The 17,096-nt window shown below is 65.1% G+C and carries 14 protein-coding genes and 7 pseudogenes; 14 read left to right on the top strand and 7 right to left on the bottom strand.

Annotated features, from left to right (window positions below; genetic code table 11):
* Positions 1-254: 254 nt before the first annotated feature.
* The 6 genes and pseudogenes from ACWTU8_RS30225 to ACWTU8_RS30200 form a co-directional block, all read right to left on the bottom strand.
* Entirely contained in the window at positions 255-452 is a 198-nt protein-coding gene (locus ACWTU8_RS30225; RefSeq protein ID WP_455851014.1) for a hypothetical protein, read from the bottom strand.
* A gap of 59 nt (positions 453-511) precedes the next feature.
* Complete coding sequence (panD, locus tag ACWTU8_RS30220) at positions 512-961, bottom strand: aspartate 1-decarboxylase (RefSeq protein WP_455851013.1); 450 nt, start codon at positions 959-961, stop codon at positions 512-514.
* A gap of 35 nt (positions 962-996) precedes the next feature.
* Positions 997-1,833 (bottom strand): carboxylating nicotinate-nucleotide diphosphorylase, encoded by an 837-nt coding sequence (gene nadC / locus ACWTU8_RS30215; RefSeq protein WP_455851024.1) that lies wholly within the window; start codon positions 1,831-1,833, stop codon positions 997-999.
* A gap of 51 nt (positions 1,834-1,884) precedes the next feature.
* Positions 1,885-3,420 (bottom strand): annotated as a pseudogene (locus tag ACWTU8_RS30210) (L-aspartate oxidase); the annotation flags it as partial.
* Positions 3,417-4,391 (bottom strand): quinolinate synthase NadA, encoded by a 975-nt coding sequence (nadA, locus tag ACWTU8_RS30205; RefSeq protein ID WP_455851012.1) that lies wholly within the window; start codon positions 4,389-4,391, stop codon positions 3,417-3,419. The gene nadA and the pseudogene ACWTU8_RS30210, both read right to left, overlap by 4 nt.
* Before the next feature lie 66 nt (positions 4,392-4,457).
* Positions 4,458-5,432, bottom strand: a complete 975-nt coding sequence (locus ACWTU8_RS30200; RefSeq protein WP_455851011.1) for an NUDIX hydrolase — start codon at positions 5,430-5,432, stop codon at positions 4,458-4,460.
* 180 nt (positions 5,433-5,612) lie between these two features.
* On the opposite strand from ACWTU8_RS30200, the pseudogene ACWTU8_RS30195 reads away from it, so the two are divergent.
* The 14 genes and pseudogenes from ACWTU8_RS30195 to ACWTU8_RS30130 form a co-directional block, all read left to right on the top strand.
* Positions 5,613-5,813, top strand: a pseudogene (locus tag ACWTU8_RS30195) (3-methyl-2-oxobutanoate hydroxymethyltransferase); the annotation flags it as partial.
* A pseudogene (locus ACWTU8_RS30190) lies at positions 5,813-6,425 on the top strand (lactate dehydrogenase); the annotation flags it as partial. The pseudogenes ACWTU8_RS30195 and ACWTU8_RS30190, both read left to right, overlap by 1 nt.
* Before the next feature lie 776 nt (positions 6,426-7,201).
* Positions 7,202-7,495, top strand: a complete 294-nt coding sequence (locus ACWTU8_RS30185) for a hypothetical protein (RefSeq protein ID WP_455851010.1) — start codon at positions 7,202-7,204, stop codon at positions 7,493-7,495.
* A 192-nt stretch (positions 7,496-7,687) separates the two neighbouring features.
* A pseudogene (locus tag ACWTU8_RS30180) lies at positions 7,688-9,389 on the top strand (ParB N-terminal domain-containing protein).
* A 93-nt stretch (positions 9,390-9,482) separates the two neighbouring features.
* Positions 9,483-9,952: pseudogene (locus ACWTU8_RS30175) on the top strand (hypothetical protein).
* Complete coding sequence (locus tag ACWTU8_RS30170) at positions 9,952-10,839, top strand: DUF7007 domain-containing protein (protein WP_455851009.1); 888 nt, start codon at positions 9,952-9,954, stop codon at positions 10,837-10,839. Before ACWTU8_RS30175 ends, ACWTU8_RS30170 begins: the two are co-directional and overlap by 1 nt.
* Positions 10,836-11,177, top strand: a complete 342-nt coding sequence (locus ACWTU8_RS30165; protein ID WP_455851008.1) for a hypothetical protein — start codon at positions 10,836-10,838, stop codon at positions 11,175-11,177. The genes ACWTU8_RS30170 and ACWTU8_RS30165 overlap by 4 nt, the downstream gene beginning before the upstream one ends.
* A 461-nt stretch (positions 11,178-11,638) precedes the next feature.
* Positions 11,639-12,225: pseudogene (locus tag ACWTU8_RS30160) on the top strand (hypothetical protein).
* A gap of 108 nt (positions 12,226-12,333) precedes the next feature.
* On the top strand, positions 12,334-12,588 hold the full coding sequence (locus ACWTU8_RS30155; RefSeq protein ID WP_455851007.1) for a type II toxin-antitoxin system prevent-host-death family antitoxin: 255 nt from the start codon (positions 12,334-12,336) through the stop codon (positions 12,586-12,588).
* On the top strand, positions 12,581-12,976 hold the full coding sequence (locus ACWTU8_RS30150) for a hypothetical protein (protein ID WP_455851006.1): 396 nt from the start codon (positions 12,581-12,583) through the stop codon (positions 12,974-12,976). The genes ACWTU8_RS30155 and ACWTU8_RS30150 overlap by 8 nt, the downstream gene beginning before the upstream one ends.
* Before the next feature lie 326 nt (positions 12,977-13,302).
* Positions 13,303-13,488 (top strand): hypothetical protein, encoded by a 186-nt coding sequence (locus tag ACWTU8_RS30145; protein WP_455851005.1) that lies wholly within the window; start codon positions 13,303-13,305, stop codon positions 13,486-13,488.
* A gap of 192 nt (positions 13,489-13,680) precedes the next feature.
* Positions 13,681-14,586, top strand: a complete 906-nt coding sequence (locus ACWTU8_RS30140) for an ArdC family protein (RefSeq protein ID WP_455851004.1) — start codon at positions 13,681-13,683, stop codon at positions 14,584-14,586.
* Positions 14,586-15,728, top strand: a complete 1,143-nt coding sequence (locus ACWTU8_RS30135; protein ID WP_455851003.1) for a phosphoadenosine phosphosulfate reductase domain-containing protein — start codon at positions 14,586-14,588, stop codon at positions 15,726-15,728. The genes ACWTU8_RS30140 and ACWTU8_RS30135 overlap by 1 nt, the downstream gene beginning before the upstream one ends.
* Positions 15,729-16,446: 718 nt before the next feature.
* A pseudogene (locus tag ACWTU8_RS30130) lies at positions 16,447-16,749 on the top strand (DUF736 domain-containing protein); the annotation flags it as partial.
* A gap of 75 nt (positions 16,750-16,824) precedes the next feature.
* Here ACWTU8_RS30130 and ACWTU8_RS30125 read toward each other — a convergent pair.
* On the bottom strand, positions 16,825-17,079 hold the full coding sequence (locus tag ACWTU8_RS30125) for a WGR domain-containing protein (protein ID WP_455851002.1): 255 nt from the start codon (positions 17,077-17,079) through the stop codon (positions 16,825-16,827).
* Positions 17,080-17,096: the final 17 nt, after the last annotated feature.

Genomic DNA, 17,096 nt, shown 5'->3' with positions numbered 1-17,096 from the left:
GCGCCCGTCGATCGGACCCGCCGGGTCCGCAATGGACTCACCGCACGCCAACCCCCTGCCCGAAGCTTGCTCCGCGGTCCCGCGTTCGGCGTAGGGACACTCGGTCCGGATCGTGTCGCCGCCTTGGAGGTAGGCCATGTCCAGGAAGTAGGCGAGGAGGTCAAGCCGGTGAGCAGACGCCATCTGGTGTAGCTCCCTCACCTGTTCGCTGATGAAGGTGAGCGCTTCGCCCCGGTCGCATGGCAGCCTTTGGCTCACTGCTTCGAGCCTCTGCCAGTTTCGCGCTTTTCCTGAAGCCGCGCCGCGATCGCGGCGAAGCGGCCGCCGCGAGCAACCGGAGCGTCGTTCCGCACGCCTTGGGCGCCGCCCGCATGCGATGGCTCAAAAGGGTCTTCGTCAGATGGAGAGACGGCCGGATCCTTGTCCGGCCTGTCATTCGATCCTTTCGTCATGGTCAAGTTCCTTCTAAAATGCGGTGGTGCGCAGGTGCGACGTGGCTGGAGGGGGATCGTCATGATTGGCCGACCAGCGCGGGGACGGGGAGGGCGGCGCCGGCCTCGTCGAGGATGGCAAAACGGTAGCCCGTCCCATCGCGCTCGACCGAATAGGTCAGCCGCCCAGTGATCCGGTTGTCACGGTCGAAGGTCAGCACCCGCGGTTTGAGCGCGGTGAGTTGGGCTTCTTCCACATAAGCCGAATTGCAGATGATCAACGGATCGCCGGGCTGGCAGGTGCGGGCGGCCGCGCCATTCAGGATGCAGCAGCGCGAGCCGCGGTCGCCGAGGATCACATAGGTCGAAATTCGCGCCCCGGAATTCCTGTTCCAGATCTCGACAAATTCCATCGGCAGGAAGCCGGCCTGCTCGCAATGGTCGGGATCGAGCGTGATCGAGCCGTGATAGTCGAGATCGGCGCCTGTCACATGGATGCCGTGCAGCTTGTCGGCGACGATTTTTCGCATTCATTCCCTCCAGGCCACGGTTGCGTGTCCGTCCATCAGTTCAGATGCGTGCAGATGTTTGTGTCGACCGGCGCATCGAGACCGATGTCGAGGATCGGCGCGCTGTGGGTGAGCCATCCGACCGAGATCACATCGACGCCGGTTGCTGCGATTGCCGGCGCTGTCTGCGGCGTCACCCGGCCCGACGCTTCGGTGATCGCGCGACCGCCGACCATCGCCACTGCCCGCGCCAGATCCTCGAGCGACATGTTGTCCAAGAGAACCGCGTCGACCTTCGAGACGAGCGCGATCTCGAGCTGATCTAGCGTGTCGACCTCGACCTCGATCTTGACCATATGGCCGACGCGGGCCCGCGCCCGTTCGATGGCCGTGCGGATATCGCCGGCAATGGCGATGTGGTTGTCCTTGATCAGCACCGCGTCATCGAGCCCGAAGCGGTGATTGGCGCCGCCGCCGGCGCGCACGGCGTATTTTTCGAGCGCGCGCAGACCGGGCGTCGTCTTGCGGGTGCACACGATCCGCGCCTTGTGGCCGCGCACCGCATCCACGATTGCCGCCGTGGCTGTCGCAATGCCGCTCAGCCGGCACAAGAAATTGAGAGCGGTTCGCTCGGCCGCAAGCAGGCCGCGCGCCGGGCCGGTCACCTTGGCGATCGTCTCGCCCACGAAGATGTCGCTCCCGTCCGGCCGTCGCACGTGCATGTCGATCGCCGGATCGACGAGCAGGAAGGCGAAGGCTGCGAGATCGAGCCCGGCGACGACACCCGGCTGCCGGGCCTTGAGCACCAAACTGGCAGTGCATTCACGGGGAATCACCGCATCGCTCGTCAGGTCGCCGGCTCTGCCCAGATCTTCCAGGAGGGCAGTCCGCACGATCGGTTCTATCAGGGTGGGGGCAGGGGTGAGATTGACTTCAATTGATGTGCTCCGTGTCGGGACCCGCCAGCTAAGGGCGACCGCAGCCTGTATTGCCGACTTGAGAGTGAGCCGAGAGCGGCGCGCATCTGGATCGCGTCCGGGGAAATCATTTCGAAAGTGCGAGCCGCGGCTCTCCTCGCGGCCAAGCGCGGCAATGGCGATCACTAGAGCGACCATGGCTGGATCGGACGCCGCCGCGTTGTTGGCAGCGATTTGCAGCAATTTTCCCGCGGCTTCGCGCAGCGTCTCGCCATCGCGGATGATGCCGAGTGCGGCTGAGACGGTCGGACGGATGCCGGAAGGGTCCGGCCGCGAGGGTACAAAGGAGGAAGATATGCGACGTCGATAGGTCCGGGATGCGCCGGCCACGCTCTCGGCAACACAGGATGCCGAGACGACCGCCTCCATGAGGGAGTTGCTGGCAAGCCGGTTGGCGCCGTGGAGCCCGGTCGATGCGACTTCGCCGCAGGCCCACAGGCCTTCAAGCGAAGTGCGGCCGGCGTCGTCGACCGCCACGCCGCCCATGTGATAATGCGCCGCCGGGCGCACGGGGATCGGCTCGGTCGCCGGATCGATGCCGGCCTCGCGGCAAAGATGCGCGATGCCCGGAAAGCGTTTTTCGAAGCGCGGGCCGAGGCTATGCCTGGCGTCGAGGAAGACGCGATGTCCGGCAGCGCGGTGATGCCAGATAGCTCGCGCGACCACGTCGCGCGCCGCGAGTTCGCCGCCCGGCGTGTTGGCCAGAAAACGCTCGCCGCGCTCGTCGACCAGGATGGCGCCCTCGCCACGCACGGCCTCGGAGATCAGCGGCATCGGTCGGCGTGCAATGTCGAGCGCGGTTGGGTGGAACTGCACGAATTCCAGATCGGCGAGTTCCGCGCCGGCCGAGGCCGCGAGCGCCAGCCCGTGGCCACAGGCGCCTGGCGGATTGGTGGTGTCGAGAAAAAGCCCGCCGACGCCGCCGGTCGCAAGCACTGCGCGGCATGTCGGCAGGGCGACCGCGCCGGCCTCACCGCCGGCCACCACGCCGGCGATCGTTCCATCCTCCACGACCAGGCGGCGCGCCTCCATCTGTTCGAGGACCGTGATCGAGGGTGTTCGGCGCACGGCAGCCGCGAGCGCGCGGACCAGTTCACGGCCCGTGCCGTCGCCGGCGGCATGCACGATCCGCCGGCGCGCATGCGCCGCCTCGAGCCCAAGCCGCAGGGCGCCGTCCGGGCCGCGGTCGAAGTCGACGCCATGGCGCTCCAGCGATTTGATCGCGTTCGGCGCGGCCTCGACCATCCGCCGCGTGACCGCCGCGTCGCAAAGCCCGTCGCCCGCGGCAAGCGTGTCGGCAAGATGGAGTTCCGGACTGTCGTCGTCGCCGAGGCTCGCCGCCAGGCCGCCCTGCGCCAGGTCGCTGCAGGCGTCGGCGCCGAGCGGCCCTTTGGTGAGGAGCATGACCGGTTCCGGCGCCAGATGAAGCGCCGTCATCATCCCGGCGACGCCGGCGCCGATGATGACCGGCGCGCCGCCGATATCAAGCACATCGACGTTCATTGGAGAAGCATGCGCTCCACTGCCCGGCGCGCGCGGGCGGCGATTTGCGGATCGATAGTGATCCGGTGGCGGTCCTGTTCGAGCGCCGCGCGGATGTTGCGAAGTGTGATCCGCTTCATGTGCGGGCAGAGATTGCAGGGGCGCACGAAGTCGACTTCCGGATGGGCGACGGCGACATTGTCGCTCATCGAGCATTCGGTGATCAGCGCCACGCGCGCCGGCCCTACCCTCCCCACATAGTCCGACATCGCCGCCGTCGAGCCGGCGAAGTCTGCCTGCGCGACCACGTCGGGCGGGCATTCGGGATGAGCGAGCACGATGACGCCGGGGTTGCCTTCGCGAAGCTCAATGATGTCGGCTGGCGTGAAACGCTCATGAACCTCGCAATGGCCTCGCCAGGCGATGATCTCGACGTCCGTCTCAGCGGCAATGTTCTTCGCCAGATATTCGTCGGGCAGCATGATGACGCGCGGGACTCCGAGCGATTCCACGATCGCCCTGGCATTGCCCGAGGTGCAGCAGATGTCGGATTCGGCCTTCACCGCGGCCGACGTGTTGACATAGGTGACGACCGGCACGCCGGGGTAGCGCTGGCGCATCAGCCGCACATCCGCCGGGGTGATGGATTCGGCCAGCGAGCAGCCGGCGGCCATGTCGGGGATGAGCACGGTTTTGTCGGGATTGAGGAGCTTGGCTGTCTCGGCCATGAAATGCACCCCGGCGACGACGATGAGGTCGGCGTCCACCTCCATCGCCTTCCTGGCCAGCGCAAGGCTATCCCCGACAATGTCGGCGACGCAGTGGAAGATCTCCGGCGTCTGGTAATTGTGCGCCAGGATGACGGCGTTGCGCTCGCGCTTCAGCGCCAGGATCGCATCGATGTCACCGGCGAAGGTCGGCCATTCGATCGGCGGGATCACGCGCCGCACGCGGTCGTAAAGGGACGCGGCCGGGGCCGGCACGGCAGTCATCGACGCCTCCAATTATACTCTAGCTGAATATAAGGCGCATATTCCTGCCTTGAGTATAAGGGGATGTCAAGCCCGCGCGAGCGGCAATCTTGAGCCGGCTACCGGCCGCTCGTCGAGAACGGCGCGGCGGAAGCGGTAGAGTTTTGCCGGCCGTCCGCCGGTCTCGCCGGTGGTCTCGCCGGTCTCCTCGACCAGCTCGTTCTGCTCGATCAGCCGCCGAAAATTCGGCTTGTGGATGAATCGGCCGGCGAGCGCCTCGACGGTCTTCTGCAGCTGCAACAGGGTGAAGGAAGGGGGCATCAGCTCGAAGACGACCGGCCGGTACTTGATCTTGGTCCTTAGCCGAGCGATCGCCGTCGCCAGGATGCGGCGGTGATCGGCGATCATCGTCTTGCCCGGCACTGGGGAGGGTACGGCGGATTGCCGCCCACGATTTGCCTCCTCGACGAGGGCTGCCTCGTAGAGCAGCTCGTAGCGCTGCAGGGCGAGCTCCTCGTGCCACGACCGGTCGTCGAAACCGAAGGCGATCGCCGCCCGGTGACGGCGCTCGAGGCGCGTTGCGGGATCGTCCGCGCGCTCGGCCCATTCGATCAGGCGCGGCCGCAACTCGTCCAGCACGAGTGCCGGCGAGCTGGCGCGATGATCTTCCCACGGGAAGTAATCGTACCAGCTCCGCCAGCGGCGCTTCGCCGAGGCTCCCGTATCGAGCGCCGCCTCCTCGTCGCGTGTCAGCGCGAGATAGCTGATCGAAATGACGCGTTGGTCCGCGCCGGCCCGGTCGCGGTCGGCGAAGGTGTAGAGCTGCTCGATATAGCCGAGCGGCTGGCCGGTCTGCTGTTCGACCCAGGCCCTGAGCCCCTGCTGCAGCGAGCGATGGGCAAGTTCGAACGGGCCGGACGGCAGGCCGTCCGCCTTTCCGATCGTCAGAACCGATGGTGCGCCCTCGTTGACCGCGACGACGACGGCGATCAGGTCCGCCTTGAGGTCATTGGCCTTGGCCCGGCCCCTGGCTTTGGTGGTCCTTCTGGCGCGATCGTCCATGGTCTCCGAAGGCGTTTGGCAGAGCTTCGGCGCGGAAGCAGCTGAACCGATTTAACTCTGTTCTGTAACATATCAATGCCCGCGTCGACACGCGCACGACGGCGAATTTAGCTCTTCGCACCTGCACAAACATGTGCCAAACGCGACACCCATTGTCGGTAACGCTGGGGAAGGAGGCCTCTGGTTAGCACGGGTGTTGACATCAAGACGATCACGCCACCCGAGGTTCGTTCACGCAAGGGCGGCGCTCCGCTCGTCTGCCTGACGGCCTATACCACGCCGATCGCGAGGCTGGTGGACCGGCATTGCGACATCGTCCTTGTCGGCGACAGCGTCGGCATGGTGCTGCACGGACTTCCTTCCACGCTGGGCGTCACGCTCTGCGGTCCGCGCATCAGGACGACCAGTTCGCCATCCGCCGGCAGATCCGCGATGCCGAACGCGATATCCAATCCTCGACACGCCGCATCGGCGAGATCGCCCAGGATATCGAGAGGCTGGTTCCCACCACCGGCGATGCCTTCCGCATGCAGGTCGGTACCCAGACCTTCCATGAGCGCAAGCCCGCCGGCCGCGCGCTCTTTAAGGAAATTCTCACCCTCGTGCAGCTCAGCCAAGAAGGCGAGTTCGTCATTGCCACCGTCGGAGGGTTCAATCTGGAATATTCCGGCGAGCGCTTCGGAAAGGACGGCTATCGCTACACCATCTTGCTGATGCACCGGCGCCGGTTCCGAGATCGAGCTTCCAATCACCGTTACGCCGCTGGGGGCCGTCGCTCGGCTCGAGCATGCGCTCGACGGGTTCGAGGAAGAGCGGGAACGCTGTCGTCAGTGCCTTGCCGATGCGAAGCGCAGGCTGTCCTCCTATCGCTCGCGTCAGGGGGGCGGGTTCGCTTTCGCCGGCGAACTCGCTGAGAAGCGCCGGCAACTTGCGGGGGTCGAGGCTGATCTTGCCGCTTCGGACAATGGTCAGGATTTGCGCACTGCCGCATAGCAGGCTCGACGCTGGCTGCCGGTCCTGCGAGGTCATGCCGCCAGCGCATTGACCGGCAGCAAGGTTTCGGTAGGTTGAAGGTGTCTGAGCAAAGGATGGCGCCAGGCATAGAATCAAGCCATCCCGATAACCGGCGAGCGGAAATCCCGTCACGCCGGAAGAAACAGCACCAGCATAGGCTGGCCGCGCTGCACAGAGATTTCCATCAAGAACAACAATCCGGCTGCTGCCCGACAGGCGGTCGCCTCAACCCATATGGAGGATCCATGCGGTACGCATTGGTGAACAATGAACGGCGCGAAGCCGAACCCGGTCTGACTGGCGCTTGCCCTGGCTGCGGGCAGCCCATGACACCGAAATGCGGCAACCAGCGCATTCACTATTGGGCGCATCGTGGCGTACGGCCCTGCGATCCCTGGTCGGAACCGGAAACCCCCTGGCATCGAAACTGGAAAAATCTTTTCCCACCCATCTGGCAGGAGTCATCCAGCGCGATGCCAGGGGCGAGCGGCATATTGCGGATGTAGGGACCGATCACGGCCTCGCCCTCGAGTTCCAGTATTCGCATCCTGAAGAACGTGACGCACGCGAACGCTTCCACGGCAACATGATCTGGATCGTGGACGGGACCCGGTTGAAGCGGGATTTGCCGCGCTTTTCTGACGGCCGTCCTTCACTGCGTCGTTCGCCATTGCAGGGCGTATATACGACACCATTCCCGGCGGAGTGCTTCCCAAGCGCCTGGCTCGAATGCCGTGCTCCGGTGTTCTTCGACTTTGCAGGCACGGAGCCGCTCGAACGAGACCTCGGTCGAGCGCCGCTTTCTGTGGGGATTGCTGCCGGGACGTGCCGACGGCCATGCGGTCGTCGTCGCCGTGCAGCGGCAGAATCTCGTCCACGCCGCGCACCATCGGCCCCAGATCATCGCTTCCCGGAAGATCGTCCATGCGCTCGCCGAGAGATTCAGGATGGATCGGGTGCTGGCGATGCAGGAGGCGCGCCGATATCCGGCATTGCGGAAGCCACGATACAATTCCTGGCGGCGCCGGCGTCGGATGGTTCGCTTGTAGGTCGCAGAGAGGAGGAAGGGGAGGAAAAGGATAAGAGCGAAAAATGCCCGCTCGCAGATCGGGCGGTCCGCTGACGCTGGCGCTCAACCGCGCCCGTCCGCTCCTCGGGCCGGGGGATGTCTTCCAGGCAAGAAGACGAGGAAGGACGCAAGCGTTTGGCGGCGTCCGGCAACCCCGTGAAGGAGCACTTCCATGGAACTGAAAATTGTCGATCCGCGCGCGCTGAAGGACAATCCCGACAAGGCACGGCGCTCGAAGGCGAGCGCGCAGGCGGACGCGCTGCTGCTGGCCACGATCAAGGCCGTCGGCATCGTGCAGCCGCCCGTCGTCGCGCCGGAACCGGACGGCGGCAATGGCTATGTCATCGATGCCGGTCATCGTCGCGTGAAGCAGGCGATCGCGGCCGGTCTGGAAGAAATCGCCGTGCTGGTGATCGAGCGTGCCGAAGACGGGGGCGCGATGCGCTCGCTGGCGGAGACGCTGGCGCATGAGCAGCTCAATCCCGTCGATCAATGGCGGGCGATCGAACGCCTGGTTGCGCTCGGCTGGACGGAGGAGGCGATCGCCGTCGCCCTGGCCCTGCCGGTGCGACAGATCAGGAAGCTGCGCCTGCTCGCCAATGTGCTGCCGGCCATGCTCGACCAGATGGCCAAGGGCGACATGCCCGACGAGCGTCAGCTGCGCACCATCGCGGCGGCCTCTGTCGAGGAGCAAAGGCAAGTCTGGAAGGCGCACAAGCCGTCGAAGGGTGATCCGCAGGTTTCCTGGTGGAGCGTTGCCAACGGTCTTGCCAAGACCCGCATGTATGCGCGTGACGCCAGCTTCGGGGATGAACTGGCGCAGGCCTATGGCATCGCCTGGGTCGAGGACCTGTTCGCGCCAGCCGACGAGGACAGCCGCTACACCACCGATGTGGAAGCCTTCCTCGGCGCGCAGCAGGAATGGATGACGAACAATCTTCCCAAGAAGGGCGTCATCACCGAGGCCAACAATTGGGGCCAGCCGGAGCTGCCGAAGAAGGCAGAGCGCGTCTATGGCAAGCCGTCGAGGTCCGATCACTGCCATGTATCTCGACCGTGACGGCAAGGTGCAGTCGGTCGCGTTCCGGATGCCCGAGGACAAGAAGAAGGGGAAGGGCGCCGCCGCGGGCGAGGCCGCCGATGAGCCGGTCGCGGTGTCGAAGCCCCGCCCGGACGTGACCCGGAAGGGCATCGACATGATCGGCGACCTGCGCACCGATGCCCTGCACGAGGCGCTGGGCCAAGCGCCGATCGAGGACGATACGCTGATGGCGCTGATGGTGCTCGCCTTCGCCGGCCAGAACGTTCGTGTCGATTCCGGCGCCGGCGGTGATTACCGCTTCGGCAATCGCTTCGGCCGGCATGCGGTGATGCTGTTCGATCAAGAGGGCAAGCTCGCCTTCGACAGGGACACGCTGCGCGTGGCCATGCGCAATGTGCTGATCGAAGTTCTCTCTTGCCGGGAGAACATCAGCAAATCCGGCATTCTGGCGCTTGTCGCCGGCGATGTGATCGGCGCCGATCGATTCCTGGCCAATATGGGCACGGAAGACTTCCTGTCCTGCTTGTCGCGTCCTGCGCTCGAGGCCTCCTGCGAAGGAACGTCGGTGCTGCCGCGGCAGCGGGTCAAGGACACGCGCGAGGCTCTGGTCGAACACTTCAAGGAGGGGCATTTCGTGCATCCCTCGGCCCTGTTCGCGCCGGGCAGGACGGCTCTCGCACAGTGGCGCACTGACCACAGCGTCAATGATGGCGACGGCGAAGACAACCCGCCGCCCGATCAGGACGAACCCGTTTCCGAGGCGACCGACATCCTCGATCCCATCGCTGAAGACGAGGATGGTCCCGAAGGGTTTCGGGAAGCCGCCGAATAGCAGCTCCCCTCCTATTGCTTTGAACGCCCATCACCGCCGCCGGTCGTTCCGGCGGCGGTTTCGTTTCCACCAGCTCGAACACGGAGGACAAGCATGTCCGCGCATCTCGTTTTACAGGCACCTTCGGCTCAGTCATTGCATGGTCGGACGGCAGACCGCGTCCGCCCGAGCGGCACCGCAGACAGCTCTCGACCTGGCGGACCAACAACGGCAAAGGCCGGCTGATCCGCAAACAGGGTGAAAGGGAGATCGCCAGTGTTTCGCACGCCGCCAACTTCACCCTGCATGAGGCCGACTATGGCTCTCAGGGCGTGGTCGCCATCCGGGTTCACCGGACATTCTCGCTGGAGTCACGATTGAGTTTCACGATTCTCGAACGTCCTGCTGTCGGTTCCGTCCGCGTGTTCGAGCGCCCCGGCGAGGACGCCGAACTGGTTCACCTTGCCGCCAACCGCCAGGCGGCCGAGGAATGGCTCACCCGCCATGGCTATCCGCGCGCGATTATTGAAGAGGTCACGGCCGACGAGATCGCGGCCGATGTCGTTGAGGGGAGGGCGGCGTAATGTCCGACATTCCAGCAACAGACAAATGTGTCGCCACCTCCGGGCTTCCTGACGTGGAGTTCGGGCGCACCGCGGACGGGCTCCACGCCGCGCGCGTGGGCGAACTTGCCTACGCCATGGTGACGGCCCGCAACGGACGGCACTATCTCGTCAGTGGCTGGCGGATTCGCCGGCCGCTGTCGGAGTGGATCCACTCGGATTTCTACGGCCATTCCGGCGAATTGCCCGACGAGGCGGCCTTCAGGGTCAAGGTGCTCGAACAGGCCGAGCATCAGCGTGAGCTGCTGGCGCTCGATCGCCGCGAAGACCGAACTCCGACGCACACGCCGTGGGGACCGTCGCAGGGCGCCACAATTTATGCCGGTGGCGTAACCTTCCACTCGACCGCCGGCCATGGTGGCTTCCATCTCTCGCCGGAGAGGAACGGCAGGGTCCACTCCATCCTCCGGGCGGCGGATGGTTTTTATGAGGAAGACGAAGCCTGGGCGATCGTTGCGTTCACCTTCCCGCATCTCTTTACCGGCTTCGAGCGCCGCTGTGCCGAAGCGACCGTCAAGGATGGCTATCCTGATGCCTGGGAGACGATCACCGGGACGGTGCTTCAGCCAGGCGAATCGAGGAAGAAGGACGAGCGCGCCTTTTTCAGGAAGCACGCGGCCGACTGGATCGTGGTCTCCGCGATCGCCTCGCAGCACGAAAAGGGGTTCGTCGAGTGTGTTGCCACGCCTGGCGGCAGGCGCGGCGTCGGCACGGAGGAGCGTCGCTTCCTGGTTCCCGCCGAGGAATACGAGATCGGCCGGTTCGCCTTCGTCATCGATCCCGATCGACACCCCGTCTATGCGGGCGCGTCGAGTTTCGTCGGCTGGCAGGGGAGGCGGGCATCATGACGTTGTCGCCCGAACACCGCGCCGAGCTCCTGCGGATGGAGGAAGCCCGGCGTCAGGTCCAGCGCCAGCTCGACATCATCGACCGGCAGATCACGCGCCGCATGACGGCGCTGATCCCGGCCATCGGGCGCCGGCATTCCGGTTTTCATCGTGGCAAACCGCCCGAACCGGCCGCGTTTCTCGCGCGATATCGCGCACAGCTTGCGGCGGTGACCGCCGAGCGCCAACCGGAAATCGACGCGCTTGTCCGAAAACTCGCGCGGCAGGATCTGGCGATCGCCCGTTTCCGCGAGCGGTATGGTAATGGTCTCGATCAGCGTCGTGCGGCACATTGGTGAGCCGGTCTGCCGCGAGGCAGGCGCTTTGCCCCTGGAGCGCCAGCCGGTCGTTCGGGCGCAGGGCCCGTCCTCGGACGGTGCAGGATCGGCATGTGAACAGGCGGACAGGTGGCAGGGCGATTGCTCATGGCGATTTGCCCTTGGGTTCCCCGTGTCGATGGTCAGGCCCTCGACCGGCCTCCCTTCGTTCGGTGTGCGGTCCTGAACCGGCGGCCGTTCGCTTCAAGGCCGCGTTCCGCGCCGCGGGGCGGCCGGAAAGAGCCACGCTCGGCAAGGCGGGCCCGCGTCCCGCGCGAGGGCTGAAAGCCCTGCTTGTCCGCAAACCTGCCCTGCTCGCGCCGGCCCTTCCGGACCTTGAAGCGCCCGTCCGTCCGCCGGTTTGGTCTGGACCGCGCCCGAAGGGAGGGCCGGTCAAGGGACCGGTCCAGGCTTTCGGGAAACTCAAGGACAAGGAACTACCCATGCCCAAGACCGCCCGCTCATCCCGTCCGTCCACACGCGTGGTGGCGCTCCGCAAAGGCACCACAATCGAAATGGTCCGGCTCTGTTGCCCGGATGCCGGCCAGGCCAACCTCATCTCTCAAAGCTTCGGCCTGCCCGTCCTCGACAGTGACGGCATTCGCGATCTGCACGAGAAGCTGATCATCGAGACCGCCGAGGCCCTCAACGAGGGCTTGGGCGAACGGGCCATGCAGATCCACCTCCAGCGCATCGTCGGCGCCTTCATCGTTCGGCGCATGGCGCGGGTCAGTTCTACAGCCGCGCGGTGATCGAAGCCCGCGACGCCACGGCCAAGTCCGCCAACGATGCGCGCGACGAAGACCTCGACGGCCCGGTCGGTTTCGACAGCGCCGCGCAGCGGAAACGCGAGTTCGCCGCCGACATGGGCATTCAGTCTCACGCACTGCGCGTGGCCGCCGAGGGCGCTGCTGCTGCCTACGAACAGATTGTCGGCGAGAAATGGAAGCCGTTCGAGCGCCCGGTCGAGAACCCCGGTCAGACCGTCGACCGCAAGGCGGCCGAACTCCAAATGGCTGCCCTCGGTTAAGCCGCCCGGGCGGAGCTTCGGCTCCGCCTTTTTCTTCGTCGTTTCGGCGTACCGGATTGACAAAACAACCTAGATTACCTACTTTACGTAAAACGTGGGAGCCGTGCGATGAAGCAATACACCTTCTCCGACATGAACCGCTCTTCGGGTGAAATCCTCGAGGCGGCGATGATCGAACCGGTCGTGCTCACCAAGCACGGCAAGGAGAAGCTTTTTGTTCTCTCCGCCCGCGACTATCACCGCATGCGCGGCGAGCCAAGTCCGACGAAGTCGTACTCTCTGCACGATGCGCCCGAAGACGTCCATGAGGAACTGATGTCGGGACTGGATGCCATTCTCGAACCTGCCAAAGACGATGCTTGAGCAGGGCGACGTCGCCGAGTTCCAATATCTGTGGCATCGCGAAGCGGAAAAGGGCGAGGAATCCGGCCGGAAACCGCGCCCTGTCTGCATCGTCATCAAGACGCCGGGCAATCCCGATGTCGTGTTTCTCTTTCCTTTCACCTCCAGGCAACCTCTTGCCGATCAGCTCGCGCTGAGCGTCCCGGAAATCGAGTGCCGACGCATCGGCCTTTTCGCCCCGTGCTGGATCATTCTCGACGAATTCAATCGCGTCGAGATGGACAAGGACTACGACTTTGTTTCAACGGAGCCCATCGGTTCGGTCAGCGCGGCGTTCCTCCGCAAGATCGCCACGACCATCAAGCAATCGGCCCGCGCCTCCGCCATCAAGGCCGTGAAGCGGACCTGACGCTCGTCACCGGCGCCGGGCGAACTTCGCCTTCCACCGCGTCATCCCAAGATAGACCTCGCTGCGGGACGGAAAGCTGTCAAGCTGCTCCAGCCTGTGCGGCGGATATCATGTGCCACCGGGCTCTGATCCGCGGTGGTCCAGTTCCGCTCTCTTGTGATGGCATTCCTGGTCCGGCTCCGGATCTACCACGATCAACCCATCAAGGGTCCGCTACGCGAGGCGTGCGGCCGCTTGTCTTCGCCTGCGCGGTGATCGCGCCCGGAGCCGGACACTGACGGAGCCATCGAGCGGGAATTGGCCCGCTCCCAGGATGGAGCCCTCAGATGTCCGATCTTTCTCTCGCACAAGGGCATGCCTGGAGCCTCGCCCGCACCCTCATGACCACCGTGATCCTCTTCCAGATCGGCGCGGAAAACTACGGCGTGCTGCCCGAGGACGAACTCGAAGGCGACGAAGTCGAGGCGCTCTACATCTACGATCCCTATTCGGGCGGCCGGTCGGTTCACTGAGCGGATCAGCTTCGCACCGAAACGCGGCGCCGCCCGGCGCCGCCTTTCGGTTTTCCGCCGCCCGCGCGTTGCCCCGTCCTGTCCGTGGTCCTGGCGGAGCCAGTCGGCCGGCGCAACGGCTGCGCCGTCCTGCGCTGACGCTGCGGCCTTTCAGGTGCGCCGCCAGCCTTCCCGCTCCGCCGCGCGGACCTCGTGACGGGGCCGCGATCGGCGCGGCCTCGAAAATGCCGGATCGTCGCGGATCTGGAAAAGGGCGTGCGTCCCTGGGTCAGGCCCTGGAGTGCGGCAAACGCCACCGGCCGCATCACGCGCCCGCTGCGCCATAACGGGTTGCCATACCAGGGCATCAATACGCTGCTTCTCTGGTCGGAGGCGGTTGCGAGAGGCTTCGCTTCTCCGACCTGGATGACCTTCAAACAAAGCATCGAGCTGGGCGGTCATGTCCGCAAGGGCGAGAGCGGCGCAACCGTCGTCTATGCCAGCCGCTTCACCCGGACAGAGGTCGACGCACAAGGCGACGAGGTCGAACGCGGCATCCCGTTCCTCAAGGCCTACACGGTCTTTTGCGCCGACCAGATCGAGGGCCTTCCCCAACAGTATTACGGCAATCCAGCACCTGTGTCCGATCCGGTCGAACGGATCGAAAACGCGGATGCCTTCTTCGCCAATACCGGAGCGGTCATCCGGCACGGCGGCGACAAGGCATATTTCAATCCGGCTCTCGACATCGTACAAATGCCGCCGTTCGAGAGTTTTCGTGACGCGGCCAGCTACTATGCCACGCTCGGACACGAACTGACCCATTGGGTTGGTTCGGAAAAGCGGCTCGACCGCAATCTCTCCCGCTATTACAAGGATCGCTCGTTCCGCGCCCACGAGGAACTCGTCGCCGATTTGGGCGGGTGTTTTTTGGCTGCCGATCTCGGCATCGTGCCGGAGCTCGAGCCTAGGGCCGACCACGCAAGTTACCTTGCCGGTTGGCTCACCGTGCTCAAGAATGACCGCAAGGCGATTTTCACCGCGGCCGCTCATGCGCAACGCGCGGTGAACTATCTCCACAGCCTTCAGCCGCAGGCGCAAGAGCGCGAGGCGGCGTGATGCGTCTTGCGATCACTCCGGCTATGGAAGCCTTGATCGCGACGGGGTCTCCCGTCGCGATCGGCGTCTCCGGCGGGAAGGACAGCCAGGCCTCGGCGCTCTCGGTCTGCGAGCATCTCGACCGGGTCGGTCATACCGGCCCGCGCCTTCTGGTTCACAGTCACCTCGGTTCGGTCGAGTGGCTGGACTCGCATCCCGTCTGTCAACAACTTGCCGATCACCTCGGCATCGAACTCGTCGTCCTGCGCCGCGACAAGGGCGGTCTGATGGAGCGTTGGGAAAGCCGCTGGCAATCGAGCATGGCGCGCTATCAGGATCTCGCCACCGTCACGCTCGTCCCCTGCTGGAGCACGCCATCGCTCCGCTTTTGCACGTCCGAGATGAAGACGCACTTGATCACGGCGACGTTGAAGGCGCGCTTTCCGGGGGAGAGCGTGATCAACGTCACCGGCATCCGACGTGAGAGCCGCAGGCGCGCCAAATCCGCCATCGCCGATCTCGATCGCGGCGGGCATCTGTGGAACTGGCCGCCGATCCTCGATTGGAGCGAAGATTACGTGTTTGCCTGCATCGCCCGACATGGATTGCGATCGCATCCCGAATATCGCGGTTTCGGGATGAGTCGCGTCTCCTGCCGCTTCTGCATCATGTCCAGCCTTCCCGACCTTGTCGCGGCGACCGGACAGCCCGAGAGCCACGATCTCTACAGGCGCATGGTGTCGCTCGAAATCCGCAGCACCTTCGCGTTTCAGGACGGAAGATGGCTGGGCGATATCGCGCCCCAGCTCCTCGATCGCCAACAGCGGGACAGGTTGATGCACGCAAAGGCCAGGGCCGCGCGCAGGATTGCGGCGGAAAGCCGGATCACGCCGGCCATGCTCTATGTCCGAGGTTGGCCAACCCGGATGCTGTCCAACGCCGAAGCCGATCTTCTGGCTTCGGTTCGCCGGGAGGTCGCGGACCTCTTCGGCTTCCAACCCCGCTATCTCGAGCGGGACGCTATCCACGGCCGATATGCCCGGCTCCTCGCCGAAAAGGCGTCCCGGTCGGCAAAGGTTTGCGGGTGGGCGGCACCCCGCACTGAAAACGTGATCACTTCCACCGGGCCGGCCGCAGCGGGCGCCCTGGGTGGCGCCCTGTAGCCGCGCGCGTGTTCCGTCGGCTGTTCGGTTCAGGGCGCGGCTCCGCCTTGCGGAGGAGCCTTCGAGCCGCAGCCTCGGTACTTGAGGGCAACACCGGCATGGCAGGTCCTTGCCTCGCCGGTCGCCTCGACCAGGCGGGTAGAACAGGCGAGGAGCGGGCGCCCATGATCGGCGGTGCGCATCTGCCCGTTCAGGTTCCCTTTGCGGTGGCGGAGCCCGGTTGCTCCTGCGAAACGAAGCGCCGAGGCGACACGTGTGCGGCTTCTCGGCGAAACCTGCCCCTTGCTGGGGGCCGATCGTGAGCTTGTCCGCCGGTGTGTCGCCGGTGTGATCATGCCAATAGATCGCCTGTTCTCATTCCGGATGTTTCGAAGGCCACGTCCATCTGCGTCCTCGATGTGACGGGGTCTGACCGAAGGACGATCCCGCTCGCGCGGTCTCTCGATCTTCACCCTGCAACGGCCGTCCGAGACTTTCTTCCCCTGTCGAAACCACCCCACGCGACAGGTCGCGTGGGGACCCCGGTTTTTCCGCCATTCCTTGCGGATCAAGAAAGTCTCTTCCGGCCGCCTTCCACTCACGTTCCAGCCCTAAGGACCACCCCATTGCGCAAGCGCAACGGGGACCCCGGTGGGGTGCAGGCCGATCGCCTCCGATCTCAAGACCGTCATCGAGGTCGCGATGGGCGCGGCCCGAGAAAACCAAAGGAATGAGACACATGGCTACCATCGGCACCTTCACCTCTTCGGCCAACGGCTTTTCCGGAGTCATCAAAACCCTCAACCTCAACGTCAAGGCCAAGCTGGTCCGCGTCGACAATCCCTCCGACAAGGGTCCGCACTTCCGCATCTTCGCCGGCGCCAACGTTGAGCTCGGCGCCGCCTGGCAGAAGGTCTCCAACGAGGGCCGCGACTACCTGTCGATCAAGCTGGACGACCCGAGCTTCCCCGCTCCGATCTACGCCACCCTGATCGAGGTGGAAGGCCAGGAAGGCCTGCAGCTCATCTGGTCCCGCCCCAACGGCCCGGGACTGACTACCAGACGGCCCCGCCGCGAGGTGGGGCCGTCGTCCTGTCTTGTCCGTTGACCGGGTCGTTCAGCGCCTTCGAGCATCCTGGTAGCCGCGGCGCCTTTTCGTCTTCTCAAGCCGGCCCAATGCATGGGTAGCTTCCGCCGCATGATCGAAGGTTTCGACCATAATCTGCCCGCGGGTTCCGATCCGGCCCCAGTCGCGGACGAGGGACGCCCCGCCGAACAGCGTCGGCTGGATGCTGAGGCTGTAAAAGCGGCGCATGTTCTGCGCCGGATCGATACGGCGAAGGTGGACGGGCGCGGGTTCGGAATTGCTCATGCCCCACAGTCTCGCTT

Source organism: Mesorhizobium sp. BHbdii (genome assembly GCF_053848045.1).
This window is presented reverse-complemented; position numbering and strand designations above follow the sequence as displayed.

Coding starts and splice junctions, on each gene's coding strand:
- nadA (WP_455851012.1), bottom strand. CDS start 4,391: ATGACTGCCGTGCCGGCCCCGGCCGCGTCCCTTTACGACCGCGTGCGG.
- ACWTU8_RS30165 (WP_455851008.1), top strand. CDS start 10,836: ATGACGTTGTCGCCCGAACACCGCGCCGAGCTCCTGCGGATGGAGGAA.
- ACWTU8_RS30200 (WP_455851011.1), bottom strand. CDS start 5,432: ATGGACGATCGCGCCAGAAGGACCACCAAAGCCAGGGGCCGGGCCAAG.
- ACWTU8_RS30155 (WP_455851007.1), top strand. CDS start 12,334: ATGAAGCAATACACCTTCTCCGACATGAACCGCTCTTCGGGTGAAATC.
- ACWTU8_RS30150 (WP_455851006.1), top strand. CDS start 12,581: ATGCTTGAGCAGGGCGACGTCGCCGAGTTCCAATATCTGTGGCATCGC.
- ACWTU8_RS30135 (WP_455851003.1), top strand. CDS start 14,586: ATGCGTCTTGCGATCACTCCGGCTATGGAAGCCTTGATCGCGACGGGG.
- ACWTU8_RS30145 (WP_455851005.1), top strand. CDS start 13,303: ATGTCCGATCTTTCTCTCGCACAAGGGCATGCCTGGAGCCTCGCCCGC.
- ACWTU8_RS30170 (WP_455851009.1), top strand. CDS start 9,952: ATGTCCGACATTCCAGCAACAGACAAATGTGTCGCCACCTCCGGGCTT.
- ACWTU8_RS30225 (WP_455851014.1), bottom strand. CDS start 452: ATGACGAAAGGATCGAATGACAGGCCGGACAAGGATCCGGCCGTCTCT.
- ACWTU8_RS30125 (WP_455851002.1), bottom strand. CDS start 17,079: ATGAGCAATTCCGAACCCGCGCCCGTCCACCTTCGCCGTATCGATCCG.
- panD (WP_455851013.1), bottom strand. CDS start 961: ATGCGAAAAATCGTCGCCGACAAGCTGCACGGCATCCATGTGACAGGC.